Source organism: Lysobacter sp. Soil_C_15 (assembly GCF_057657315.1).
On sequence record NZ_JBDGIR010000006.1, the window covers coordinates 259,766 to 283,239 of the forward strand.

General features: G+C 70.2%; 22 protein-coding genes. 9 read left to right on the plus strand and 13 right to left on the minus strand.

From position 1 onward, the window contains the following. Positions 1-59: 59 nt before the first annotated feature. Together AC3A57_RS15960 and AC3A57_RS15965 are read left to right on the plus strand one after the other, a co-directional pair. Positions 60-1,514 carry a sigma-54 dependent transcriptional regulator gene (locus AC3A57_RS15960; protein ID WP_487579816.1) on the plus strand — a complete coding sequence of 485 codons (1,455 nt, stop codon included), beginning with the start codon at positions 60-62 and terminating at the stop codon, positions 1,512-1,514. Positions 1,515-1,584: 70 nt separating this feature from the next. Beyond that, on the plus strand, positions 1,585-1,812 hold the full coding sequence (locus tag AC3A57_RS15965) for a hypothetical protein (RefSeq protein WP_487579817.1): 228 nt from the start codon (positions 1,585-1,587) through the stop codon (positions 1,810-1,812). 163 nt (positions 1,813-1,975) lie between these two features. Here the strand turns inward: AC3A57_RS15965 and AC3A57_RS15970 are convergent, their stop codons facing one another. The 7 genes from AC3A57_RS15970 to AC3A57_RS16000 form a co-directional block, all read right to left on the minus strand. Continuing rightward, on the minus strand, positions 1,976-3,277 hold the full coding sequence (locus AC3A57_RS15970; RefSeq protein WP_487579818.1) for a transporter: 1,302 nt from the start codon (positions 3,275-3,277) through the stop codon (positions 1,976-1,978). Positions 3,278-3,348: 71 nt separating this feature from the next. Next, complete coding sequence (locus AC3A57_RS15975) at positions 3,349-3,993, minus strand: hypothetical protein (RefSeq protein WP_487579819.1); 645 nt, start codon at positions 3,991-3,993, stop codon at positions 3,349-3,351. 129 nt (positions 3,994-4,122) lie between these two features. Further along, complete coding sequence (locus AC3A57_RS15980) at positions 4,123-4,851, minus strand: C39 family peptidase (RefSeq protein WP_487579820.1); 729 nt, start codon at positions 4,849-4,851, stop codon at positions 4,123-4,125. Between the two features lie 87 nt (positions 4,852-4,938). Continuing rightward, positions 4,939-5,757, minus strand: a complete 819-nt coding sequence (locus tag AC3A57_RS15985; RefSeq protein ID WP_487579821.1) for a hypothetical protein — start codon at positions 5,755-5,757, stop codon at positions 4,939-4,941. Positions 5,758-5,825: 68 nt separating this feature from the next. Beyond that, the gene (locus AC3A57_RS15990) at positions 5,826-6,593 is read right to left on the minus strand and encodes a hypothetical protein (protein ID WP_487579822.1); all 768 of its coding nucleotides are present in this window, start codon (positions 6,591-6,593) and stop codon (positions 5,826-5,828) included. A gap of 51 nt (positions 6,594-6,644) precedes the next feature. Next, positions 6,645-7,280 carry a hypothetical protein gene (locus AC3A57_RS15995; protein WP_487579823.1) on the minus strand — a complete coding sequence of 212 codons (636 nt, stop codon included), beginning with the start codon at positions 7,278-7,280 and terminating at the stop codon, positions 6,645-6,647. Then, positions 7,277-7,819, minus strand: a complete 543-nt coding sequence (locus AC3A57_RS16000) for a hypothetical protein (protein WP_487579824.1) — start codon at positions 7,817-7,819, stop codon at positions 7,277-7,279. Before AC3A57_RS16000 ends, AC3A57_RS15995 begins: the two co-directional genes overlap by 4 nt. Positions 7,820-8,172: 353 nt before the next feature. Between AC3A57_RS16000 and AC3A57_RS16005 the strand changes: the two genes are divergently transcribed. Continuing rightward, complete coding sequence (locus AC3A57_RS16005) at positions 8,173-8,889, plus strand: 2OG-Fe(II) oxygenase (protein WP_221670701.1); 717 nt, start codon at positions 8,173-8,175, stop codon at positions 8,887-8,889. Positions 8,890-9,249: 360 nt separating this feature from the next. On the opposite strand, the gene AC3A57_RS16010 is transcribed toward AC3A57_RS16005, so the two are convergent. Both AC3A57_RS16010 and AC3A57_RS16015 read right to left on the minus strand, forming a co-directional pair. Next, the gene (locus AC3A57_RS16010; protein ID WP_064748134.1) at positions 9,250-9,684 is read right to left on the minus strand and encodes a response regulator; all 435 of its coding nucleotides are present in this window, start codon (positions 9,682-9,684) and stop codon (positions 9,250-9,252) included. Continuing rightward, positions 9,677-10,843 carry a sensor histidine kinase gene (locus AC3A57_RS16015; protein WP_487579825.1) on the minus strand — a complete coding sequence of 389 codons (1,167 nt, stop codon included), beginning with the start codon at positions 10,841-10,843 and terminating at the stop codon, positions 9,677-9,679. The genes AC3A57_RS16010 and AC3A57_RS16015 overlap by 8 nt, the downstream gene beginning before the upstream one ends. Before the next feature lie 122 nt (positions 10,844-10,965). Here AC3A57_RS16015 and AC3A57_RS16020 point away from each other — a divergent pair, with 122 nt between their 5' ends. The 3 genes from AC3A57_RS16020 to AC3A57_RS16030 all read left to right on the plus strand — a co-directional run bounded on the left by AC3A57_RS16020 (position 10,966) and on the right by AC3A57_RS16030 (position 15,612). After that, on the plus strand, positions 10,966-12,771 hold the full coding sequence (locus AC3A57_RS16020) for an SLC13 family permease (RefSeq protein WP_487579826.1): 1,806 nt from the start codon (positions 10,966-10,968) through the stop codon (positions 12,769-12,771). Positions 12,772-12,949: 178 nt separating this feature from the next. After that, on the plus strand, positions 12,950-13,180 hold the full coding sequence (locus tag AC3A57_RS16025; protein WP_487579827.1) for a hypothetical protein: 231 nt from the start codon (positions 12,950-12,952) through the stop codon (positions 13,178-13,180). A 539-nt stretch (positions 13,181-13,719) separates the two neighbouring features. After that, positions 13,720-15,612: a M4 family metallopeptidase gene (locus AC3A57_RS16030; protein WP_487579828.1), complete on the plus strand. Its 1,893-nt coding sequence runs from the start codon at positions 13,720-13,722 to the stop codon at positions 15,610-15,612. Between the two features lie 119 nt (positions 15,613-15,731). Here the strand turns inward: AC3A57_RS16030 and AC3A57_RS16035 are convergent, their stop codons facing one another. Both AC3A57_RS16035 and AC3A57_RS16040 read right to left on the minus strand, forming a co-directional pair. Further along, positions 15,732-16,625: a lysozyme inhibitor LprI family protein gene (locus tag AC3A57_RS16035; RefSeq protein ID WP_487579829.1), complete on the minus strand. Its 894-nt coding sequence runs from the start codon at positions 16,623-16,625 to the stop codon at positions 15,732-15,734. 133 nt (positions 16,626-16,758) lie between these two features. Beyond that, on the minus strand, positions 16,759-17,661 hold the full coding sequence (locus tag AC3A57_RS16040; protein ID WP_487579830.1) for a LysR family transcriptional regulator: 903 nt from the start codon (positions 17,659-17,661) through the stop codon (positions 16,759-16,761). Between the two features lie 116 nt (positions 17,662-17,777). On the opposite strand from AC3A57_RS16040, the gene AC3A57_RS16045 reads away from it, so the two are divergent. Then, positions 17,778-19,358, plus strand: a complete 1,581-nt coding sequence (locus AC3A57_RS16045) for an MFS transporter (RefSeq protein WP_487579831.1) — start codon at positions 17,778-17,780, stop codon at positions 19,356-19,358. A gap of 35 nt (positions 19,359-19,393) precedes the next feature. Here AC3A57_RS16045 and AC3A57_RS16050 read toward each other — a convergent pair whose 3' ends face one another. Both AC3A57_RS16050 and AC3A57_RS16055 read right to left on the minus strand, forming a co-directional pair. Beyond that, the gene (locus AC3A57_RS16050; RefSeq protein WP_487579832.1) at positions 19,394-20,497 is read right to left on the minus strand and encodes a PA0069 family radical SAM protein; all 1,104 of its coding nucleotides are present in this window, start codon (positions 20,495-20,497) and stop codon (positions 19,394-19,396) included. Positions 20,498-20,645: 148 nt separating this feature from the next. Beyond that, complete coding sequence (locus AC3A57_RS16055) at positions 20,646-21,386, minus strand: SIMPL domain-containing protein (RefSeq protein WP_221670691.1); 741 nt, start codon at positions 21,384-21,386, stop codon at positions 20,646-20,648. Between the two features lie 179 nt (positions 21,387-21,565). Between AC3A57_RS16055 and cls the strand changes: the two genes are divergently transcribed. Both cls and AC3A57_RS16065 read left to right on the plus strand, forming a co-directional pair. Then, positions 21,566-23,017, plus strand: a complete 1,452-nt coding sequence (gene cls / locus AC3A57_RS16060) for a cardiolipin synthase (protein ID WP_487579833.1) — start codon at positions 21,566-21,568, stop codon at positions 23,015-23,017. A gap of 160 nt (positions 23,018-23,177) precedes the next feature. Continuing rightward, entirely contained in the window at positions 23,178-23,444 is a 267-nt protein-coding gene (locus AC3A57_RS16065) for a hypothetical protein (protein ID WP_487579834.1), read from the plus strand. The last annotated feature ends 30 nt before the right edge of the window (positions 23,445-23,474 follow it).

Sequence of the window (23,474 nt, forward strand, 5' to 3'; positions counted from 1 at the left end):
TCGTTTACATAAAGACTTGCGGTAGTTCATGGCGCGTTCGCGCCGGTGGGGAACCTGCGATGTCGAACCAAGCACAGCGCGACCTGGGGGGTCGCCACGCGGCCAAGACGTTGCCGGCGCCGTTCGCGACGGCGCCGGAAAGCCCGCGCGAGCTGTTGTATTTGAGCCCCGGCGGGGTCGGGCGCATGCACGCCTTGACCGCGTTGCGGGGCCTGGGCTGGAGTCTGCGCCGCGCCGCCGACGCGCGCGCCGCCCTGCGCATGCTGCACGCAAGCCCGCACACCCCGCACGCGGTGCTGGTGGATTTGCGCGAAGGCTTCAGCGCTCGCGACCTCGGCGAACTGAGTTCCGCCCTGACGGCTGCCAACGCGGGCTGGATCGCCGGCATCCATGCCGAGCAGCTCAGCGATGCGCTGGTGCGGCGGCTGATCCGCGACTACTGCTACGACTACGTCACCCTGCCCTGCCCCGAGGCGGTGCTGCATACGGTGATCGGCCACGGCCATGGCATGGCGGCGCTGTCCTGCGGCCAGTACCGCGGCGCCGAACACCATCACGTCGACGGCATGATCGGCGAGTGCGAGGGCGTGCGCACCCTGTGCCGCATGCTCGGCAAGGCCGCCGGCAGCGATGCGCCGGTGTTCATCGCCGGCGAAACCGGCACCGGCAAGGAACTGGCGGCGATGGCCCTGCACCGGCATTCCTCGCGCAGCCGTGCGCCTTTCGTCGCGATCAACTGCGGCGCGATCCCGCACAACCTGGTCGAGTCCGAACTGTTCGGCTACGAGCGCGGCGCTTTCACCGGCGCGCAGCAACGCAAGCTCGGCCGGATCGAGCTGGCCCATGGCGGCACCTTGTTCCTGGACGAAATCGGCGACCTGCCGCTGGACAGCCAGACCTCGCTGTTGCGCTTTCTCGAACAGGGCACCATCGAGCGGGTCGGCGGCCAAGGCCCGATCCCGGTCGACGTACGCATCGTCTCGGCGACCCACCACGATCTCGACGCCGCGGTCGCGTCCGGCCGGTTCCGCGCCGACCTGTATCACCGCCTGTGCGTGCTGCGCATGCAGATGCCGCCGTTGCGCGAGCGCGGCGCCGACATCGACCTGCTCGCCGACCACGCCCTGCGCCGCTATTCGCAGGAAGGCCGGCGCGGCTTCAAGGGCTTCTCGCCCTGCGCGCGCCAGGCCATGCAGCGCCATGCCTGGCCCGGCAACGTGCGCGAGCTGATCAACCGCGTGCGCCAGGCCGTGGTCATGGCCGAGGGGCGCTACATCACCGCCGCCGACCTGCGCATCGGCGATGCGGCCGCGGAGCGGCCGATGACCTTGGAAGAAGCCCGCGATGTCGCCACCCGCGAAGCGATCGAGCGCGCGCTCAAGCGCAATCGCCAGCGCCTGGGCGAATCGGCGCGCGAATTGGGCGTATCGCGGGTGACGCTGTACCGGCTGATGCTGAAGCTGGGCATGCGCTGCGGCGACGACGACGCCGAGCAGGACGCGCGAACCGCCTGAACCGGCTGCCCGAACGTCCGGTTCCCATCCCATTCGCGGCGCCGCTTCGGCGCCATCACCGAGTGCGGCCATGAGCGAGCACGACGAAGAACTCAATGCCTGGCTGATGGAATTGTTCGCCGGGCTCAACGAACGCGAACGCAAGGTCCTGCACCGGCGTTTCGGCATCGACGATCCGATCGCGGCGATGCGCGCCGCCGCAGGCGAACTGGAATCGACCCGGGCGCGGGTGCGCGCCATTCAAGCCCGCTTCGATCGGGGCGGCGTCGACGACGACGGCCCCGACTGCGCCGCCTGAGCGCCGGGAGCGGACGAAAAAGAGGGCGAAAGCCTCACACTTTCGCCCCGGCGCCCGCGCCGGAACGGCGCTGCAGCGCGAAACTCGATGCGGTGGATGATCGCGCCGCCCCCGCGGCGCTGTCCCCTGTTCTCCCCTGTCTTCCCTCTCGCGACGCCCCGGCTCAGAACGACTTGGAACCGCGCATCGAAAACACGAAGTTCGGCGCGTCCGGAGTCAGTCCCGCGGCGAGCTGGCCGTTGAGGGTCCATCCCGACGGCAACACGTAGCTGGCGCCGATGTTGAGCGTGGTGCTGTTGCTGGAACTGCCCGGAACACGCCGCTTGGGACCGCCCGGCGCGGTGGTGTGGGTGGCGCCGGTCTGCGCGGTGGCGACGCTGAAGCTGATCGCCGACCGGTCGTTGAGCGCGATCGCCAGGCCGCCGCTGAGCTGGATGGTGTTGCCCAAGGCGACCTCGGCCGGCGACACCTGCTCCAGCACCGGCGAGATGTCGTCGAAGTCGGTCGGCTGGTTGTAGGTGTAGCCGATGTTGCCGAACAGGATCACCGGGTCGTAGGTGCGCAGCGCCGATACGTTGAAGGTCGCGCTCCATACGCCCGAACCGGTCGGCAGCTCCTCCGGAATGTTGAGGTTGTTGTTGTCGTCGTCGGGCTGGATCAGCTTGAGCCCGAACGGATCGCGCCCGGTCGGCGCGCGCACGCGCAGGCTGGTGACGATGTCGGGCCAGCGCGGCGATTCCTTGACCCATTGGTAGTACACCGCGGCGCTGGCGTCGCCGAGCCCTTGCGAACGCATGCTGACTTCGCTGACCACGCTGGACGCGCCGCCGGCGCCGCCGCTGACGAAACGCGAGTCGCGGTAGACGTAGGGCACGCTGGCCTCGACGCTGAGCCGGTCGGTCAGGCCGTAGCGGCCGGTGAGCTCCAGCGTGCCGACGGTGGCCTTGGTCTGGTCGAGGTTGATGCTGCCCAGGAAGATCGCGTCCAGGGCCAGGAAGCCGCTGAGCGCGAGCTGGCGCCGGTCGTAGTAGCTGTAGCTGAAGCCGGCGTCGAAGGTGAACTTGCGCTGGAACAGCGGCGCATGCTCGCGCACCACCAGGGCCTTTTCCTGCTCGCGCCGCTGGGCGTCCTCGTCGCGCTGGGTCTGGCCGATCTGCACGGTGCCGTCCTGCGCGCTCTGCGCGACCCGGGCCTCCTCCTCGTTGGCGGTGGCCGAGGCCTTGCGCTGGGCCTCCTCGGCCACCGTGCGCGCGAGCTTGGCCGCGTTGTCCTGCATCGAGGCCTCGCCGCTCAGGCCGCGCCCGCGCTGGCTCAGTTCCATCTCGTCGACCTGCTGGCGCAGGCGTTCGATCTCGGCGCGCTGCCTAGCCAGTTCGCGGCTCATTTCGAGCATGCGCTGGTGCAGGGATGGGGCCGGGCCGGCGTCCGGTTCGTCGGCGACGGCCGGAAACGCGATCGCGAGCATGAGCGCGACCGACAGGGGTGCTAGGGCTGGGCGCATGGTCTTGGCGTCCGTGGCAAGAGGAGAGGGAGCGCTCAGCGAGGCAGCGCGCGCAGGCTTTCCAAAGCTTGTTGCAGGCCCAGTTGCTGGCTCAGCTGCGGCGCGATCGGCGCGCTGACGAACTGCAGTTGCAGGCTATTGCTGCCGGCCAGGTCGTTGCCGGCGATGCGGCCGAACTGGACGATGCCGCCGCCCGCGGCCGGGTCCAGCCGCTGCTGCAGGCTCGCGCCCGCGCCGGCGACGCCCAGTTGCACGCCGCCGTCGAGGAAGGTCACCTGCGCGGCCATCGGACCGGCGCTGGAAGCGGCCTGGGTCTGGCCGTTGAAGCCGCTGGCGTCGACGCTGTCGACGAAGCCGATCCGGGTCAGGTTGGACAGGCGGTTGCGGTCGCCGGCGATCTGCGCGATCTGGCCGATGCCCTGCACCGATACCTGCTCGGCGCCGCTGGCGGTCGCCGGCGTCGCCTCGGGCAGGCCGGAACCGGCCTCGGCCTGGCTGCGCGCGTCGACCTGCACCGAGAAGCCTCCGCCGTCGCGCTGCACCACCATCGAGCCGCGGGCACTGGCCAGGCCTTGCTGCGGCGTGTGCAGGCTCGACACCAGGTCGACCCGCAGGCCGACCAGCATCTGCGCGCCGAAGTACCGTCCGCTGATCGTCGCCAGGGTCGCTTCATCGACCAAGTCGACTTTCAGAGGGGGCAGGGCGGCCGCGGGTTGGACCGCGGCCGCCGCTGCCACGAGGGCCGCGAACATGGCACAGGGGGATGGACAGTTCATCGGGCACCTCGCAATCGGTACGCATCCTGCGTTTCAGAACAGATCGGTAACGACCAGGCCGAACTCGACCACCCGGGGCGGGGTGGTGGCGCGGTCGAGCGCGTCCACGCGTCGCTCCAGCGCCGGCGAGCTGCGCTGGTTGACCAGATAGGAATCGGCGCGCATCGGCCGGTCGCCGACCACCGCCAGCACGATGCCGTTCCAGCCGCGGACGAAATCGGCTTCCGGCATGACCCGGTGGCCCAGCGCCGGATCGGCGACGAACACCCGTCCGCCGGCGGCGCCCTTGACCACCACGAAATGGCGATAGCCCTTCAGATCGAGCAGGGCGATCACCGGCATCTGCAAGCGGTACAGCGCGTCGGGTTCGATCCGGAAACCGTGCGCGCGCATGCCGATACTGGAGACGTAACGCTTCATGTCCAGCATCGAGAACCCGTTGCGCACCACTTCCTTCGGATCGACCCCGACCATCATCTTCTTGATCAGCTCGGCCTCGCTGACCTCCAGGCCGTAGCCGTAGTGCAGCAGACTGGCCAGCGCCGCCGAGCCGCAGCTGAAGTCGTAGCGCTGCTGCATCAAGTCGCGGTAGCGCAGATCGCGCATCGTACGCATCGGCTTGATCCCGGGCACCGCGCCGTTGCCGACCAGACGAGTGACGTCGACCGGCACGCTGCGTTCGCCCGGCGACTGCGCATGCGCCGCGCCCGCGACGAGCAGGGCGCAGAAGCAGGTGGCGATCAGGCGGAGCGATCTGCTCATGGCGGCGGAAGGAGCCGATGGGTTCGATGCGGACGGAGGGGACGATCCGCGACGGCCGGGGGCGACCGCCGCGGATCGCGCTGCGGCTCAGTCGCCGCAGCCGCTGCCGCACGGGGGCGGCGGGGGCGGAGGCGCGCAAGCGCCGCAGGAGGCGGTGGCGATCGACAGTCCGTTGTGCTGCAGATTGCCGACGCCGGAGGCGACGTTGACGCCGATGTTGCCCTGCGCGCCGGACAGGGCGCTGCCGCCCAGGGTGGCGTACAGGTCCAGGCTGATCCGGCGGCCTTCGCTGTCGAGCAGATTGGATATCGCGCTCTGCTCGCTGTCGGCCGCGGCCAGGGCCAGCCGGCCCGAGCTGTTGACCGAGGCGGCCATCGCGTTGCTCTGGGCGTTGCCGACGCCCGCGGCCACGTTCACGCCGATATTGCCCTTGGCGGCGGACAGGGCGTTGCCGTCCAGGGTGGCGCTGTAGTAGGTGTGGTCGGTGTTGGTGGTGGCGTAGTTGTCGTGCGCGCTCTGGCTGCTGAACACCATCGCCGAGGCGAAGACCTTTTCGCCGTCGACCGCCGACAGGGCGGTGTCGTTGGCCTGGACGTTGCCTACGCCGGCGGCCACGTTGACGCCGATGTTGCCTTGCGCGTCGGACAGCGCGTCGTCGCCGAGGTGGGCGTCGTGATCGCCGTCGCCGAGCGACACGTTGTACTCGGCGCTCTGGTCCTGATCGACCGTCGCCGAGGATTGCGAGGCGATCTTGATCTTGCCGCGTACCTTGACCCGGCCGTTCACGTCGATGTGGTTGCCGACGCGGGTCGAGCTATGGATGTCGGCGTCGTCGCCTTCGGCCCAGACCGGCAGCGCCAGGCTGGAAACCAGCGCGACGGCCAGCAGGGTGTGATGAAGTTTCATGACCATTCTCCGTAGCGGTGCCTGGAGCGGAACGGCCGCGGCCCGATGCGGCCGCGGCCGTGTGCGGATCAATCGCAGCTGCCGCAAGAGGCGGTGGCGATCGACAGGCCGTTGTGCTGCAGGTTGCCGACGCCGGCGGCGACGTTGGCGCCGATGTTGCCCTGCGCGCCCGACAGCGCGCTGCCGGCCAGGGTGGCGAAGGTGTCCAGGTCGCAGTCGGCGGCGAGCTCGTTGAGGAAGCTGGTCTGCTCGCTGTCGGACGCGGCCTTGGCGATGCGGCCGGAGCTGTTGACCGAGGCGGCCATCGCGTTGGTCTGCGCATTGCCGACGCCCGCGGCCACGTTCACGCCGATGTTGCCCTTGGCGTTGGACAGCGCGTCGCCGTCGAGGGTGGCGCTGTAGTAGGTGTCGTCCACGCCCGAGTAGGCGAAGTTGCCGACCGAGGCCTGGCTGTTGAAGGTCATCGCCGAAGCGAACACCTTTTCGCCGTCGACCGCGGACAGGGCGGTGTCGTTGGCCTGGGCGTTGCCGACGCCGGCAGCGACGTTGGCGCCGATGTTGCCCTGCGCGTCGGACAGCGCGCTGTCGCCGAGATGGGCGTCGTGGTCGCCGTCGCCCCAGGAGGAGTTGCCGAGGGTCTTCTGGTCCTGATCGACGGTCGCGGCCGATTCGGACTTGATGTAGATCTTGCCGCGGACCTTGGCTCCGCCCCAGACGCCGATGCGGTTGCTGACGCTGGTGTTGCTGTAGATATCGGCATCGTCGCCTTCGGCATAGGCGGGGGCGGCGATGGCGACGCCGAGTGCGAGGGCAAGCAGGGTGAAATGGACTTTCATGGCCTCTCTCCTGGTGGTGGTGGTTATTGCCTTGGTCTCTGCCGCTTTGTTCTAAGGAAGGCCCCCGGGCAGTCGGAGCACGATGGCGTTGGCCGACGCGTTGCCGGCCCCCGCGGTCTGGTTGAGCTGCAGCACGCCCTGGCCGCCATGGAAGGCGCCTTCGGCGATCGAGGCCTCGCGCAGCGGCGAGGCGGCGGCGGCCGGATCGGCGGGCACGGACGCGGCGCCGGCGACATCGGCCAGCACCGCATCGTCCAGTCCGGACGCCATCGCGCCGCGGCCGACCGCGAACAGGTTGGCCTGGGCGTTGCCGGCGCCGGCGCTCTGGTTCACCGACAACAGGCCGTGGCCATCGGCGAACGCGCCGGTCTGGATGTGCGCGCGCGCTTCGCGCGCCGGCGCGGCGGCGGCGTCGCCATGCTGGGCGATCTGCGCGCCGGCCAAGGCCAGGCCGTCCGGCGCGTGGGCGATCGTCGCCAGATTGACCTGCATCTGCCCGCTGCCGGCGGCCTGGCTGACCGCGGCGCGGCCTTGCAGGCGCTGCGCGGCGCCGGCCTCGATGCGCGCTTGATCGCGTGCCGGGGCGGGCTCGGCGGCGCGGGTGTCGGTGGCGACCGCGGTCGCCAGCAGGCACACCGCCAGCCACAGCGGCGCGATGCGCTCGGCGCGGGTGCGCGGCGCGCTCATCGCCCGCTCCCCTGCGGCGACAGCGCCTGCATGACGCTGCCGGTGACCAGATCGCCGATGCCGGCGGTGGCGCTGGTGACCGCGCCGCCGACGCTGGCGGTCGGGCCCATCGGAGCGGCGGCGGACGCGCCGAGCGCGCTGCGCTGGCCGGCCGGGCCGCCGATCGCATCGGCCGGCGCCAGCAATTCGCTCAGCTGCCGGGTGGCCGCCGTCGGGCTCAGTCCGGTGGAACCGTGCTGGCCGAGCTCGGCGTCGTCGACCAGGGGCGACAGCGAGCGGTCGAGGGTGCCGTGGAAGACTTGGCCCGGGAACGTGGTGGCCTCGGTGTGGATCGGGTTGTCCTGCGCCGGCAGGGCGCGATAGGCGATGCGCGGGTGGACGGTACGGGCGACGACCACGGTGGTGTCGCGGTGCTCGTCGGCCGGCGCCTGCGCTCGGACGGTTGCGGCCGCCAACACCAGTGCCGCGCCGGCGCAGGCCAGCGCAAAGCGCAGACGACGATGCGACGAACTCCGATCGGTCGAGCAGCGGGCGTGCATGGCGGTTCCCCAAGGCGACGGTGGTCGCGACGGCCGCATGGCGGGCCGGTGGTGAGGGGTTTGACGCTAAAGTCGTGCCAACTCGCAAGCGTCTGAATCGGCAAGCAATTTTTGCCGGGCAATGGCTGCGCCGCGGATTAACGGAAAGGAAACGTTGCACGGGCGTTACTGGGCTCAAGCGCGGCGGCCGGAGTCAGCGAGCTGTCCGCGACTCGCTCAGCAAGATCAAAACCGCGTCAAATCAGGCTTGCGCGCGCATCCCGGAGTCGGATGGCGGCGGCGGCGGCGGACGTTGCTTCTTTGCAACCTTGCGCCCGTGCGAGGATGGCGCTCCCGTCCAGCCCCGAACCGCCATGTCCGCGACGATCGATGCCCCGGCCGACTTCATCGAGGTCTATCCCGAAGCGCTGAGCCGCGAGCAATGCGCCGACCTGGTGCGCCGCTTCGACGCCAGCCGCGACAGCGAACCCGGCCGGGTCGGCGGCGGCGTGATGCCCGACCTCAAGGACAGCCGCGACCTCACCATCACCAACCGCGAGGGTTGGAAGGACATCGAGATCGCACTCAACCTGGCGGTGTTCCGCGGCCTGTTGCAGTACCTGCGCCGCTACCCGCACACCATGATCGCGCCGCTGATGCTGGAAGCGCCGTCGGCCGACGGCAAGCGCCACCGGCTCACGCCAGAGCGCATGGCGCAGATGGACGACAACGCGCTGGCGCCGATCGCCCAGACCGTGTTCCGTCCGGGCGCGATCAACCTGCAGCGCTACACCGCCGACCGCGGCGGTTACCCGTACTGGCATTGCGAGCTGTACCCGCGCGATCAGGGCGCGGAAACGCTGCACCGGCACGTGCTGTGGACGATCTACCTCAACGACGGCTTCGAGGAAGGCGAGACCGAATTCCTCTACCAGCAGCGCAAGATCGCCCCGCGCGCCGGCGACCTGCTGATCGCCCCGGCGGCGTTCACCCACACTCATCGCGGCAACCGGCCCAAGGGCGGCGACAAGTACATCGCCACCAGCTGGATCCTGTTCCAGCGCGCGGAGCGATTGTTCGGCGGCAAGTGAGGCCGGCACGGCGCGCTGCTCGCCACGCCAGAAGCAGATCCCCCGGCGCCGCCACGACGCCGGCGCAAGTCCTGCCGCAGGCGCCCGCCCCTTTTTCCAAAGGGGGCCAACTGTCGTGAGCATCGACGAGATCTCGCCGGCGAATCGTCGCGTCCGCCGCAAGCCTGCGCGGATCGCGCTTCCCCCCCCGCAGGCTTCCCCCCCCCTTGAAAAAGGGTGAGAGCCTGCGCTTGCGAACCGCAGGTTCGCGCACGATCGAACGCCGGCAGGCTATGCCTGCCGGCCGGAAGGGCCAGGGGGATTTGCTGTTAGCTGTCAGCTGTCGCTGTCAGCTGCCGCCATGAGCCAACCCCGCCTGCATCACGGATGCCGCGGATGGTTCAGCACCAGCCAGTACAGCCCGACCTGCTTCACCGCCCAGACGAATTGCTCGAAGTCGACCGGCTTCTGGATGTAGCTGTTGACCCCCAGCGCATAGCTGGCCTCGACATCGAAGGGCTCGGTGCTGGTGGTCAGCACCACCACCGGCAGGGTCCGGGTCGGTTCGTGGGCGCGGATCGCCTGCAACACCTCGCGACCGTCGACCTTGGGCAGGTTGAGGTCGAGCAGGACGATCGAGGGCAGGTCGTTGGGATCGCGATCGGAATAGCGGCCACGGGCGAACAGGTAATCCAGCGCCTCGGCGCCGTCGCCCATCACCACCAGCCTGTTGGCGATCTTGGCCTCGTCGAAGGCGAGCCGGGTCAGCTCGACGTCGTCGGGGTTGTCTTCGACCAGCAGGATTTCCTTATGCATATGCGTCTTCCCCGCCGGCCGCGACGACCGGCAATTCAACGATGAACGTGCTGCCCGCCTCGGCTTGCGACTGCGCGCGCAGCCGGCCGCCGTGACGTTCGGCGATGCGCTGCGCGATCGCCAGGCCCAAACCGTGACCGCCGCCCTGGTCCGGCCCGTGCAGGCGCTGGAAGGGCTCGAATAATTTATGAGCATAGCGCATGTCGAAACCCGAGCCGTGATCGCGCACCGCCAGGCTCAGGCGCCCGTCCTCGACCGTGCCGCTGACTTCGATCCGCACCGCCTCGCCGGGCGCCAGGCCCTGGCTGGAGAACTTCCAGGCGTTGTGCAGCAGCTGGGTCAGCATCAGCTTGAGCAGGCGCTCGTCGCCTTCGACCTGCAAGCCCGGCTGGACCTGGATCTGGGCGCGATGCGCCGGGTGGGCGTCCTGCAGCTCGGCGCCGACCCAGTCGGCGAGCAGGCTCAGGTCGACCGCCTCGCGCCGCAGCTCGGTGCGGGTCGCGTGCGAGAGCTCGTTCAAGGCCGCCAGCAGGCTGGTCATGCGCGAGGCCGCGGCGCGGATCCGGGCCAGGTAGTCGCGGTCGGTCTCGTTCAGGCGCTCGGCCGCGCGCTCGTGCAACAGCGCCGAGAAGCTTTCGATCGAGCGCAGCGGCGCGCGCAGGTCGTGCGAGACCGCGTCGGCGAACAACTGCAACTGGCGCTGGCTGGCGTCCAGGGCCGCGCCGTTGGCTTCGGCGCGCGCGCTCAGCGCCAGGCCGGCGGCGCGTTCGCCGCGGATGTCGCGCATGTGCGAGATGAAGTACTGCGGCGCGCCGTCTTCGTCGCGCATCACCGCGATGTTGAGCTGGACCCACACGTCGCTGCCGTCGCGGTGCCGATAGCGCTTGTGCTCGTCGACCGAGGCCAGGCTGCCGTTGACCAGGGCCGCGACCAGGTTGCGGCTGATCTCCAGGTCGTCGGGGTGGGTCACTTCGCTGTAGTGATGGCCGCGCAGTTCGTCGATGCGGTAGCCGAGCAGGGCGCACAGGGCCGGATTGACCTCGAGCCAGATGCCTTCGAGCGAGACGATCGCCATGCCGATGTTCGAGGCCGTCATCGCCTGGCGGAAGCGGTCGTCCCCCGCCGGGTGGGCGGGCTTCGGGGCGGGCGACGGACTCATCGGGGCGGTCGGCGAACGAAGGGCTCGGGTGTGGTGACCCGGAATTGTAACGGCTGCAACCGTGACGGGAGGGTGGATGGCCGCCACGGCACGGTCACGGCCGGTTCGCCGACAATGCCGAGATGGACCTCCAACAGATCGTTTTTCTGCTGATACTCGCCGGCGCGCTGTATCTGTTCGTCAGCGAACGCCTGCGCGTGGACATCACCGCCATGCTGACCCTGCTGGCCCTGGTGATCACCGGGGTATTGGACGCCAAGCAGGCCTTGTCGGGCTTCGCCAGCGAGCCGGCGATCATCGTCGCGGCGGTATTCGTGATCTCCGGCGGCCTGGCTGCGACGGGCATCACCGAACGTTTGGGACAATGGATCGCCCGGGCCGCCGGCCACAGCGAGCAGCGGGCGATCGCGGTGACCATGCCGGCGGTGGCGGCGCTGTCTTCGTTCACCCACCACGTCATGGTCACGGCGATGATGCTGCCGATCCTGACCCGCTTCGCCAAGGCGCGCGGCCTGTCGGCCTCGCGCCTGCTGATGCCGATGTCGCTCGCCGCCTCGCTGGGCACCACCCTGACCCTGGTCAGCGCGCCGGCCTTCCTGCTCGCCGACAACCTGATCGAACGCTCGGGTTCGCCGGGTCTGGGCATCTTCTCGATCACTCCGATCGGCCTGGCCCTGGTTGCGGTCGGCGTGATCTACATGCTGTTGACCCGCTGGGTGCTTCCCAAGCACGGCGCCGATCACGGCGACGACGGCTATCTGCGCCTGGACCGTTACCGCACCGAATTGCTGATCGTCGAAGGCTCGCGCTGGAGCACGCGGCCGCTGGCGGAACTGCAGAAAGCGCTGGGCGACCGCTTCGTCCTCACCGGTTGGCTGCGCGACGGCCAGCGCCGCCAGGACCTGGGCCCGAGCAGCCCCTTGATCAGCGGCGACGTGTTGCTGGTCGAAGCCTCCGCCGACGCGCTGGCCTCGCTGCACGACGACGCCGGCCTGGATCTCAACGCCATCGCCCGCTTCGGCGAGCGGGTCAGCAGCGACGGCGACGGCGAGCCGCAGCTGGTCCAGGCGGTGATCGCGCCGGGTTCGGAGTTCATCGGCCGCAGCGTGCGCGAGCTGGACTTCGCCCGCCGCTTCAACGCGGTGATCGCCGGCCTGTGGCGGCGCCAAGGCGCGGTCGCGCCGCGCCTGGCCGACGCGCGGCTGCGCGAAGGCGATCTGCTGGTGTTGTGGGGCAGGCCGTCGCGGTTCGCCGAACTCGCCGCGCACCACGGTTTCCTGATGCTGGTGCCGTTCGCCGGCGAAGCGCGCCGGCGCGTGCGCGCCCCGCTGGCGCTGGCGATCCTGGCCGCGACCGTGGTCGCCGCGGCCACCGAATGGCTGTCGGCGCCGCTGGCTTTCCTGCTCGGCGCGGTGGCGATGGTGGCCACGCGCTGCGTCGACGTCGAGCAGGCGTATCGCGAGATCGACGTTCGCATCTTCGTGATGATCGCCGGAGTGATCCCGCTCGGCGTGGCGATGGAGCAGACCGGCACCGCGCAGTTGCTGGCTCGGGCGATGCTGGAATTGATCGCGCACTGGTCGCCGCTGGCGATCTTGCTGGTGATGTTCTCGGTGGCGGCGCTGTTGACCCAGATCCTGTCGGACGCGGCGACCACGGTGCTGCTGGGTCCGATCGCGGTCTCGCTGGCGCAGTCTCTGGGCCTGCCGCCGACGCCGTTCGTGGTCTGCACCGCGCTCGGCGCGGTGGTCGCCTTCCTGACCCCGATCGGCCACCACGGCAATCTGCTGATCCTGGGCCCAGGCCAGTATCGCTTCGCCGATTTCCTGCGCATCGGCCTGCCGCTGACCGCGCTGATCGCCCTGGTCTGCGCCTGGATGGCGCGCTGGCTGTGGCTGGACGGACCGCTGTGGCCGCTGTCGGGATAGTGCGACGGGCTTCGCGTCGGGGCGCGAATCCTAGCCGCAAGTAGGAAATTTCTGACCCCACGGCGCGCGCTCTCCTGAGAGCCTTGGCCGTCGGCTTCGGCCAAGGTAGCCGCGCCGCGCCAGTTGCGCGGTGCGCGGCGCCATGCCGGTCGCGCGGCCGAACGAAGGACGGGGACGGATGCATCACGCGGCCAAGCGTTACACCGTGCAACTGAGCGAACGCGACTACCAGGGCCGGCGCCTGGCCTGCGAGGTTTCCGACGAACGCTACGGCGACGCCGCCGCGGCTTCGGCCGCCGCCAAGGCCGAGGCTTTCCACCTGTCGATGCAGCTGCGCCGGCCGATCGCGATCCGGATCTTCGAGGACGAGCGGGTCTATCTGTCGCACATCATGCCGTCGCCGGCCTGAGCGCATCCGCGCAAGGCTCGTCTGCGGCAGCGGCAGCCCACGGCAATTGCTCCGGTCATGAGCCGCAACAGGCCGAGCGCTGCGACGCCAGGTCGCGGCTCGGAGCCGGGGCGTCGACCGCCATGCGGCCGAAGGCCTGGGCTTCGTAGGCGACGCTTACGTACACCGCTGCGGTTGGTCGCGGCTCACGCCGCTCCTACAGAAGGCCGTTGGCCTTCGCGCATCCACGTCATGCGGCGGTAGCCGTTTCCGTCGAAACGATCCGATCGCCGCGCGCGTCCGCACTCTGACGCCGATCCCAATTCGGGAATTCCTCGCTTCGACTCGGCATCGCTCGGGTAGGGGAGCGAAGCCGGCGCGCGTTCGAAGCTATGGGGAGGGGCTCAAGACGGGCGCCGCCGCCATGCGACGCCCCGTTCGCGGCATGCAAGACCTTCGCCTTACGTGCACGACCCCATTGCGCGACCGTGTTTTTGCGTTCGCGCAACGGGCATTGGCTGGTCTTTTCCTTAATTTGGTCTACGACTCGGAGAAACTGCATGTCCAGCAAGCAACGTATCTTGACCGCCTCGATCCTGTTGGCGATCACCGGTTCCACCGCCACCGCCTGGGTGGCGACGCAGTACGGCAGCGATCGCGCGCCCGGTCTGGCCGGCGCCGGAAACGCCGCGCATTCGGCGCAGATCGCGAATGCCGGAGCCGCCGCGACGGCGCCGCGCGCTTTCTCCGCTTTCGCTGCGGCCCCTGCCCGCTCAGGCGCCACGCCCGCCGATCGGCTGCAGACGCACCCGTTGGTGGTGCGCGCGCGCGACCTGCTGCAAGCCGAGAAAATCCGCCAAGCCGGCGCCGCCGGCATGCAGGCAAGCCGTGATGCGGTCGACGCCGAGCAGTACCGCCCGCGCGACTTGGTGGTCGAAACCGACGGCAGCCAGCACGTGCGTTTCGACCGCAGTTACCAGGGCTTGCCGGTGATCGGCGGCGACCTGGTCGCGCACATGAAGGACGGCCTGCTGCGCTCGGTCAGCCGCAGCCTCGACCTGCAGCTCGGCGGCGGCGCCGCGCCGACGCCGAAGCTGTCCGCCGGCCAGGCCATCGCCGACGCCGGCGTGCATTTCGCCGGCCGCTTCATGCAGACGCCGAGTTCGCGCGTGGTGTACTTCGCCAAGGACAACCAGCCGCGCCTCGCCTATGAGGTGACCTTCCGCGGCCTGAACAAATTCGAACGCCCGGTCCACGACCTGATCTACGTCGACGCCGGCGACGGCAGCCTGCTCGGCCGCGACAGCCGCATCTACAGCGCCGAGTCGGTCGAAGGGCAGGGCTACACCATCACCCGCGGCAAGGTCGCGATCTCGACCAGCAAGGTCGGCGCCGAGGAAAGCGGCGGCCGCGGCGCCGGCTTCCTGCTGCGCGACGACAAGCGCGGCGGCGGCACCCTGCACAACACCGGCGGCACCGTGGTCGACCTGTACTTCGGCGGCGGCGACTTCAGCGCGCCGCCGATGTTCGACAAGGACAATCTGTGGGGCAACGAGCAGATGTCCAATATCGAGCGCACCGGCGTGGAGGCCCACTACGGCGTGTCCAAGACCTGGGACTACTACAACAAGCTCTACGATCGGGTCGGCATCTTCGGCGACGACAAGGGCGTGCAGAGCTTCGTCAACGTCACCTTCTCGATCTTCTATTTCATCGACGCCGGCGGCACCAACGCGTTCTGGGACGGCGAAGCCAAGCGCATGGTCTACGGCAACGGCGACTACGGCATCTCCAACCCGGTGGTGGCGCTGGACGTGGCCGGCCACGAGATGTCGCACGGGGTGACCCAGGCGACCTCGAACCTGGCCTATTCCGGCGATGCCGGCGGCCTCAACGAAGCCACGTCCGACATCCACGGCACCCTGGTCGAGTTCTTCGACAACAGCCCGAAGGATCCGCCGGACTACCTGATCGGCGAGAACGTGATGCTGGACGGCAAGCCGCTGCGCTACATGTTCAAGCCCAGCCTCGACGTGGCCGAGGACGGCAGCGGTTCGTTCGACTGCTATCCGGCCGGCGGCTTCACCGGGGAAGACCCGCACTACACCTCCGGCGTCGGCAATCATTTCTTCTACCTGCTCGCCGAAGGCCAGAAGGTGCCCAAGTCGCACCGCAAGACCCTGCTGCCGGCCGACCTGGTCTGCAACGGCGCCACCGGCCTGAAGGGCCTGACGCCGAACACCGCCGGGCAGATCTGGTACCGCGCCAACACCTTGTACCTGACCTCGCAGTCCAGCTACCCGCAGGCGCGCGAAGCGACCCAGAACGCCGCCCAGGACCTGGTCGACAAGGGCCTGCTCAAGGCCAGCGCGGTCAAGACCGTGGCCTGCGCCTGGGAAGCGGTGGCCGTGCCGCTGCCGGAAGGCTCCAAGGGCCTGAGCTGCAAGAGCTGAGATCTACCCGTGTCAACGCGCTGATTGGCTGTCTTTGCGCCCCCGTCCATGAGGACGGGGGTTTTTTCTTGTCCGGCCGTTGCAAGTCCGGTTCGAGATCGTCGCGTCCGGGCTGTCGCTCAGGGATAGAACGGCACCCGCGCGAGCTTGTAGGCGCCGTCGATCTTGCGGAACACCCGCTCCTCGAAGTGGTCCTCGTTCTCGAGCAGGTACTCGCCCGGCGCGATCGGACCGACCGCCTCGACTTCGCCGTTCTCGGCGCGGACCTCGTCGACGGCCGGGTCGTAGGCGCGGATGCGCCGTTCGCGCAGCGCCTTGCGCACCGCCGGCGACACCACCCGTTCGTACTTGGCGCGGAATTCGTCCGCGGTGAGGCTGCTGCGGCTGGCGCGCAGCTCCTGCGCCGAGCAGCCGTCCTCGACGTTCACGCAGCTCAGGCCGGTGGCGTAGTCGGCGAACGGCCGGGCGCTCATGCGCGCGACCGCGGCGCGATCGTCGGCGGCGACCGCGCGGCGGAAGTCGGCGAAGAACGCCTCGAAATCGCCGTGGCGTTCGTAGCGGTAGGCGGACGCCGATGCGGCCGGCGCGGACACGGTCGTCGCAGACGTGGCCGGCGCCTCCAGCGCCTGCGCCCAGTCGCGACGCAGCGCGGCGATGCGCCGGTCGTAGGCGCGCGCCAGGCAGGCTTCGTCGGCGCAGGCATCGCGCTCGGCGAGCCAGGCGGCCTGGCCGGCCGCGAGCGGGTCGATGCGGCGGCCGCTGGCGCCGTCGACGCCGGCGGTTTCGGCCTGGATCTGCCGGTACAGGCGATCGAGCTCGGCATCGCGCTGCGACAGCTCGGCGCTGGCGCAGATGCGCCGCTCGACCGCGCTGCGCGCTTGCCGGCAATCGAAACCGGGCGCGGTGGCGGCGGTCGCCGCGCCGGACAGGGCCAGGCTCAGCACGGCGGCCGAGCACCAACGCAACGAGTACAGACGGAACGGACAGCTACGGAACGCAGACAGACGAAGCATGCGAAATCCTTTCGATGCGATGAATCCGATGGCGGCGCGCGATCGCAGCCGCCGCTTCCTGCGCGGGCGACGATCCGGCCCGCGGCGTGCGGCATTGTCGTCCGGCCGCGGCGCCCGGCGCCAGCCGAGCGGCTCAGGCCACCGGCGGATGGCGGAACAGCCGCTCGCCGATGAAATCCAGGAACACCCGCAGTTTCGGCGACATCAGCCGATGCTCCGGCCACAAGGCCCAGAACTGCCCGCGTTGGGCTTCGAAGCCCGGCAGCACCCGGCGCAGGCGGCCGTCGGCGAGCAGTTCGCGGACCATGAAATCGGTGGTGTAGACGATGCCCAGCCCGTGCACCGCCGCCGATACCGCCGCCTCGATGTTGTTGCACACCAGCGCCGAGGGCAGGTGCGGCGGCGACTCGCCGGGCTCCAGGCGCAACGACCACTCCTGGATCTTGCCGCTGCTGGCGAAGCGATAGTGGATGCAGTCGTGCGCTTCCAGCTCGACCGGCCGGCGCGGTTCGCCGCGGCGCCGCAGGTAGTCGGGCGCGGCGCAGAGCATGAAGCAGAACGGCCCCAACCGGCGCGCGCGCAGCCGCGAGTCGGGCATGTCGCCGCTGCGGATCACCGCATCGAAGCCGCCCTCGACCACGTCGACCAGTTGGTCGTTGAAGTCCAGCTCCAGCAGCACCTCGGGATGCTGGCGGCGGAACGCTTCCAGCACCGGCATCAGGAACCGGTAGCCGGCGGTCGGCAGGCCGATGCGCAGGCGCCCGCGCGGCGCCTGCATGGCATGGGTCAGCATCGCCTCGGCTTCTTCCAGCTCGTCCAGCAGCGGCCGGCAGCGTTCGTAGAAGGCCTGGCCCTCTTCGGTCAGGCGCACGTTACGGGTGTTGCGCTGGAGCAGGCGCACGCCGAGCTGCTGTTCGAGCTTGGCCACGCTCTTGCCGACCGCCGAAGACGACAGACCGAGCAGACGCCCGGCGCCGACGAAGCTGCGGGTCTGGGCGGTGCGCACGAAGGCGAGCAGGCTGCCGAGTTTGTCCATGGCGGGAATCCTGAGCGATCGATTGCGGAAAATTGTTCCACAAAGTGCGGATCGGCCGCCTGTTTTTCCAGTATTACGGCGCTTCTAGGCTGTAACGCCCCGCTCGGCCCCGCCTCATGTCCGCTTCCGCTTCCGTTTCCGCCGACCGCCCGGCCGGACGCCTGGATCGCTATCTGGTCCTGGGCGCCGTCAGCCTCGCCGGCCTGGTCCTGCCGCTGAGTTTCACCGGCCCGCCGGTCGCCATTCCCGCCATCGCCGCCGAACTCGGCGGCAGCCCGGTGGCGCTGAACTGGATCACCAATGCCTTCATGCTCGCCTTCGGCAGTTGCCTGATGGCCGCGGGCACCCTGGCCGACCGCTACGGCCGCAAGCGGGTGTTCGCCACCGGCATCGTCGCCTACGCCCTGGTGTCGCTGCTATTGGCGCTGGCGCCGAACCTGCTGGCGCTGAACCTGCTGCGTCTGCTGCAGGGCGTGGCCGCGGCGCTGGCCCTGGCCGGCGGCAATGCCGCGCTGTCGCAGGAGTTCCACGGCCCGGCGCGGATCCGCGCCTTCAGCCTGCTCGGCACCGCGTTCGGCATCGGCCTGGCGTTCGGTCCCAGCCTCGCCGGTTGGCTGGTGCAAAGCCAGGGCTGGCGCGCGGTGTTCCTGTCCAGTCTCGTGATCGCGGTGCTGGCCAGCGCGTTCGGCGTGCCGCGCATGCGCGAGTCGCGCGATCCCGACGCGCGCGGGCTGGACTGGCCGGGCTGCCTCAGTTCCACCGCGCTGCTGGCCGCGCTCACCGTCGGCGTGCTGCTGGCGCCGGAACGCGGCTGGTCCGATCCCTGGGTGCTTGCGGCCCTGGGCGGGGCGGGCCTGCTGCTGGCGCTGTTCGTGCGGGTGGAAACCCGCGCGGCGCGGCCGATGCTCGACCTCAGCCTGTTCCGCCTGCCGCGTTTCGTCGGCGCGCAATTGCTGCCGATCGGCACCGGCTTCGCCTATCTGGCCCTGATCATCGTGCTGCCGATGCGGCTGATCGGCCTGCACGGCTACAGCGCGATCGAGGCCGGCGCGCTGATGATGGCGCTGTCGGCGCCGATGCTGCTGGTGCCGTTCGCGGCGGCGCTGCTCAGCCATCGCATCGCCGCCGGCGTGCTGTGCGCGGCCGGCCTGTTGTCGGCCGCGGCCGGGCTGGTCTGGCTGGGCGCGATCGCCGGCCACGGCAGCGGCGCGGACTGGGTCGCGCCGCTGCTGTTGATCGGCGCCGGTTCGGCGATTCCATGGGGCCTGATGGACGGCCTGGCGATCAGCGTGGTGGCGAAAGAACGCGCCGGCATGGCCGCCGGCGTGTTCGGCGCCAGCCGGGTGTCGGGCGAAGGCATCGCCATCGCGGTGGTCGCCGCGGCCCTGGCCGGTCTGCTGCAGTGGCGGTTGCAGGCGCTCGCGCCCGGCGCCGGCGCGGCGCTGGGCGAAGCGGCGCAACGCCTGGCCACCGGCGACGCGGCGCGCGCGCAGGCGCTGCTGCCGGGAGTGGACGCGGTCGCGCTGCGCCAGGGCTACGAGCGCGCGTTCGCCTGGCTGATGTATGCCCTGGCCGCGCTGACCGCGGCGATCGCCGGGCTGTCGTACGTCCTGCTCGGCGATGCTTCGGCGCACGAGCCCGCCGCGGAGGCGCAGGCCGCGCCCCCGGTCGGCCCGATCTGCGCCGACGCGCCCTGATCCCGGCCGCAGCCCGATCGCGGCCTGTCGCGGCCCTAGAACAGATCCAGCTGCGGCGTCGGCTTGCGCGGCGGCACGAAGGCGCCGGTGTCCAGCGCCGGCAGGCGGCCGAAGCCGTACTGGCGCCAGGCTTTGCGGAAGCGCTGTGCGATCAGTTGCGCGAACGGTCCCTCGCCGCGCTGGCGCTTGCCGAAGGCCGAGTCGTAGTCCTTGCCGCCGCGCATCTGCTGGATCAGGCTCATCGCATGCGCGGCGCGATCGGGGTAGTGCAGCTGCAGCCAGTCGCGCCAGACCTGCTTGAGTTCGTGCGGCAGGCGCAGCAGCACGTAGCCGGCGGCGCGCGCGCCGGCCGCGTGGGCGGCATCGAGAATGCGTTCGATCTCGCCGTCGTTGATCATCGGAATCACCGGCGCGACCATCACCCCGACCGGCACCCCGGCCTCGGCCAGGGCGCGCATGGCCTTGAGCCGCGCGTGCGGCGCCGAGGCGCGCGGCTCCATCCGCGCCGACAACTGGTTGTCGAGCGTGGTCACCGAGAAATACACCGACACCAGCCGGCGCTGCGCCATCGACGCCAGCACCTCGATATCGCGCACCACCGAGGCGTTCTTGGTCAGCAGGCTGAAGGGATGCGAGCAGGCGTCGAGCACTTCGATCACGCCGCGGGTGATCCGGTAGCGGCGCTCGATCGGCTGATAGGAGTCGGTGTTGATGCCCAGCGCGATCGGCGAGCAGACGTAGCCGGGGCGGGCGAGTTCGGTCTGCAGCCGTTCGGCGGCGTTGACCTTGGCGAACAGCCGGGTTTCGAAGTCCAGCCCCGGCGACAGTTCCAGGTAGGCGTGCGAGGGCCGGGCGAAGCAATAGACGCAGCCGTGTTCGCAACCGCGATAAGGATTGAGCGACTGGCCGAAGGCGATGTCGGGCGAATCGTTGCGGCTGATGATGCTGCGCGCGGTTTCCTCGCTGACCCGGGTGTCCGGGCGCGACTCGGTTTCGGCGTCCGCGTACAGCGAGCCCCAGCCGTCGTCCTCGCCGTGGGCGGTGCGCACCTCGTAGCGGCCGGCCAGGTAGGACGCCGAACCGCGGCCCTTGATCGCCGCCGGTTGCAGATTGGTCAGGGTTTTGCGCGCCGAGTCCATCCGCGCAGCCTACGCCGCCTGCGTCGCAGAATCCGCGACGCCACCGGATCGCTGGGTTCCGGCGGCGCCGCGCCGACAGGCTGAATGCGCTCGGCCGGCGCCCGGCGCCGGCCGAATGCCCGGGTCCGAGCCCGGCTCGGCGCAGCCGCTATTCGATCGCGAAGCGGGTGCTGACCGAGGCGCTGACGCTGATCTGGCCCACCGACAGGGTCTCGCCGTCGGCCGACTCGCCGCCGCCGGCGCTGTTCTGCATCACGTTCTGCATCATCTGACCGCCGCTCATGCCGCCGCCCCAGCGGCTGCCGCTGCGCCACCAGCCGCCGGCGTACGACTCCGATACGTTCAGCACCGGCCCGCGCCGCACCCCGAGTTCGGCGGCCAAGGCATCGGCCTTCTGCTTCGCCGCCTGCACCGCCAGCGCGCGCGCCGCGTCGCGGTGCTTGCGCAGTTCGGTGGTGCGGAACTCGATGCCGTGGATGTACTGCACACCGCTCGACAACAGGCCGGTCAGCACCTTCTCCAGATCGCCGATGCGGCTCAGCTTGATGCCGATGCTCTTGCGCACGATGTAGATCTGCGGTCGGGTCAGCGAATAGTCGGCGTGGTAGCTGGGCTCGATGCTGATGAAGTCGGTCTGCACGTCCTTGTCGGGCACCCCGCTGCGCTTGAGGAAGGCCAGCGCCTGGGCGACGTTGTCGTCGTTGCTGCGCTTGGCCTGGTCGAGCTGGGCATGGCGCGTTTCGACGCCGACGTCGAGCAGGATCACGTCCGGCACGACCTTGATCTCGGCCGACGCCGACACGTCGACGCTGCGCGGTGCGGTGTCGGCCGATGCCGGCGAGGAGAGCGGGAAGAGCAGGGCGATGGCGACGAGATGCCGGCGGAACATGCGGGACCTTCCTGTGGTCTGGCGGGCGTGGCCGCATCCTAACTCGGCGCCGCCAGCGCGGTCTTTGCCGGCCCGCGCAGTCGCCGCGGCCGCTAAACGCCCGGCCGGCGGACTATGCCGGCCCGGGCCGGCGGGCTAGCCTAGGCCGCGCGCGGCCGCACCGGCGGCGCCGCTCAGCAATGGAGTCGCCCAACGTGCTGGACCTGCTGCCCGATCTTTGGCAAGACCTGCTCGCCATTCCCCGCCTCGGCCTGTACCTGACCATCGGCTGGGCCGTGTACCTGGTCTGGCTGAGCCTGTGGATCGTGCTGCAGAAGCGCGAGCCGGTGGCGACGATCAGCTGGCTGATCAGCCTGGCCGTGCTGCCCTACATCGGCTTCCTGATCTATTACTTCTTCGGCCCGCTGCGCATCCATCGCCAGCGCCTGCGCCGGGTGCGCGCCCGCGCCTCGCTGCCCGCGCCGCCGCCGGGGCTGACGCCGTCGCCGGAAGCGATCGAACTGGCCAAGCTCGGCCAGGCCACCACCGGACTGCCGCCGACCACGGCGACCCAGGCGCGCCTGCTGATCGACGGCGGCGCCAAGTACGCCGCGCTGCTGGCCGACATCGCCCAGGCGCGCGACCACATCCATCTGGAGTACTACATCTATCTGCCCGACCGCACCGGCACCGCGCTGCGCGATGCCCTGATCGAGCGCGCCCGGGCCGGGGTCAAGGTGCGCCTGCTGATGGACGCGGTCGGCTCCGGCCAGACCTCGCGGCGCTTCATCCGGCCCCTGCTCGAGGCCGGCGCGGAAGTGGCCTGGTTCCATCCGATGAGGCTGCGCTGGTTCTGGCGGCGGCCGTGGCTGAACTTGCGCACCCATCGCAAGATCGTGGTCATCGACGGCCTGGTCGGCTACACCGGCGGGATCAACATCACCGACGAGGAAGACGAGCGCCTGCGCGAGGACGCCTACCGCGACCTGCATCTGCGCCTGGAAGGCGATGTGGTGCGCGAGCTCGATCTGGTCTTCACCGAGGACTGGTGCTACGCCACCGGCCAACCGCCGCTGAAGATCCAGCATCCGCCGCCGCAGCCCGGACGCGTCGCTTCGCAGGTAGTCAGCTCCGGGCCGGATTCGCCCTGGGAGGCGATCCACCGCGTGCACGTCGGCGCGATCCACGCCGCCCAGCGCCGGGTCTGGCTGGTCACGCCGTACTTCGTCCCGAGCGAGGCCGCGCGCATGGCGCTGACCTCGGCCGCGCTGGGCGGACTGGACGTGCGCCTGCTGGTGCCCAAGCTCAGCGACAGCCGCCTGGTCACCTATGCGGCGCGTTCCTACTTCGACGAACTGCTCGAGGCCGGGGTCAAGATCCACGAGTACGGCCCGCGCATGCTGCACACCAAGGCGCTGCTGTGCGACGACAAGATGGCGATCATCGGCAGCGCCAATTTCGACCATCGCAGCTTCCGCCTGAACTTCGAGATTTCGGTGATGTTCTACGACGCCGGCGTGGCCGGCGAGCTGGCGGCGCTGATCCAGGACGAATGCTCGCGGGCGCCGCGGGTGCGCCCCGACCGCAACCGCTCGCTGTGGCGCGCCCGCCTGCCGGAGGCCCTGGCGCGGCTGGTTTCGCCGTTGCTCTAGCCGGTTGTGCCGCCGGTCGCATCCGCGGCGCGCACCGGCTGTTGCGGTCGCCGAGCCGCGCTAAACTCGAATCGGACCCGCCCGGCCGCCCAGGCCGGTACCGGGCGGCCGGACCGCCGCGCCGGTCCGGAGTCGGAGCCTACGTCAGGGAGTACGCGCAATGCCTTGGGTTTATCTGCTGCTGGCCGCCGCCGCCTTCGTGCTGGCGCTGAAGACCAACTCGCCGGCGATCCTCGCACTGAGCCTGCTGGCCGCGCTCGGCCTGCTGATCGCGGGCGTGATGAGCCTGCTGGCGCGGCGCCTGGACAGCACCAGCCGCGACGTGTCGGTGATCATCGACCCGGTCGAGCTTCGCCGTCTGCGCGAGCAGGCCGAAGCGCGCAAGCTCGCCGCGGCGGCGTCGCAGGCGGACAACGCGCCGCGTTGAGTCCGGCCGCGACCGCGGTCGTCGCTTTCC

Bases quoted from the DNA above. Each gene is read 5' to 3' on its own strand.
- AC3A57_RS15960 (WP_487579816.1), top strand. From the start codon at position 60: ATGTCGAACCAAGCACAGCGCGACCTGGGGGGTCGCCACGCGGCCAAG.
- AC3A57_RS15965 (WP_487579817.1), top strand. From the start codon at position 1,585: ATGAGCGAGCACGACGAAGAACTCAATGCCTGGCTGATGGAATTGTTC.
- AC3A57_RS15970 (WP_487579818.1), bottom strand. From the start codon at position 3,277: ATGCTCGCGATCGCGTTTCCGGCCGTCGCCGACGAACCGGACGCCGGC.
- AC3A57_RS15980 (WP_487579820.1), bottom strand. From the start codon at position 4,851: ATGAGCAGATCGCTCCGCCTGATCGCCACCTGCTTCTGCGCCCTGCTC.
- AC3A57_RS15985 (WP_487579821.1), bottom strand. From the start codon at position 5,757: ATGAAACTTCATCACACCCTGCTGGCCGTCGCGCTGGTTTCCAGCCTG.
- AC3A57_RS15990 (WP_487579822.1), bottom strand. From the start codon at position 6,593: ATGAAAGTCCATTTCACCCTGCTTGCCCTCGCACTCGGCGTCGCCATC.
- AC3A57_RS15995 (WP_487579823.1), bottom strand. From the start codon at position 7,280: ATGAGCGCGCCGCGCACCCGCGCCGAGCGCATCGCGCCGCTGTGGCTG.
- AC3A57_RS16000 (WP_487579824.1), bottom strand. From the start codon at position 7,819: ATGCACGCCCGCTGCTCGACCGATCGGAGTTCGTCGCATCGTCGTCTG.
- AC3A57_RS16005 (WP_221670701.1), top strand. From the start codon at position 8,173: ATGTCCGCGACGATCGATGCCCCGGCCGACTTCATCGAGGTCTATCCC.
- AC3A57_RS16010 (WP_064748134.1), bottom strand. From the start codon at position 9,684: ATGCATAAGGAAATCCTGCTGGTCGAAGACAACCCCGACGACGTCGAG.
- AC3A57_RS16015 (WP_487579825.1), bottom strand. From the start codon at position 10,843: ATGAGTCCGTCGCCCGCCCCGAAGCCCGCCCACCCGGCGGGGGACGAC.
- AC3A57_RS16020 (WP_487579826.1), top strand. From the start codon at position 10,966: ATGGACCTCCAACAGATCGTTTTTCTGCTGATACTCGCCGGCGCGCTG.
- AC3A57_RS16025 (WP_487579827.1), top strand. From the start codon at position 12,950: ATGCATCACGCGGCCAAGCGTTACACCGTGCAACTGAGCGAACGCGAC.
- AC3A57_RS16030 (WP_487579828.1), top strand. From the start codon at position 13,720: ATGTCCAGCAAGCAACGTATCTTGACCGCCTCGATCCTGTTGGCGATC.
- AC3A57_RS16035 (WP_487579829.1), bottom strand. From the start codon at position 16,625: ATGCTTCGTCTGTCTGCGTTCCGTAGCTGTCCGTTCCGTCTGTACTCG.
- AC3A57_RS16040 (WP_487579830.1), bottom strand. From the start codon at position 17,661: ATGGACAAACTCGGCAGCCTGCTCGCCTTCGTGCGCACCGCCCAGACC.
- AC3A57_RS16045 (WP_487579831.1), top strand. From the start codon at position 17,778: ATGTCCGCTTCCGCTTCCGTTTCCGCCGACCGCCCGGCCGGACGCCTG.
- AC3A57_RS16050 (WP_487579832.1), bottom strand. From the start codon at position 20,497: ATGGACTCGGCGCGCAAAACCCTGACCAATCTGCAACCGGCGGCGATC.
- AC3A57_RS16055 (WP_221670691.1), bottom strand. From the start codon at position 21,386: ATGTTCCGCCGGCATCTCGTCGCCATCGCCCTGCTCTTCCCGCTCTCC.
- cls (WP_487579833.1), top strand. From the start codon at position 21,566: ATGGAGTCGCCCAACGTGCTGGACCTGCTGCCCGATCTTTGGCAAGAC.
- AC3A57_RS16065 (WP_487579834.1), top strand. From the start codon at position 23,178: ATGCCTTGGGTTTATCTGCTGCTGGCCGCCGCCGCCTTCGTGCTGGCG.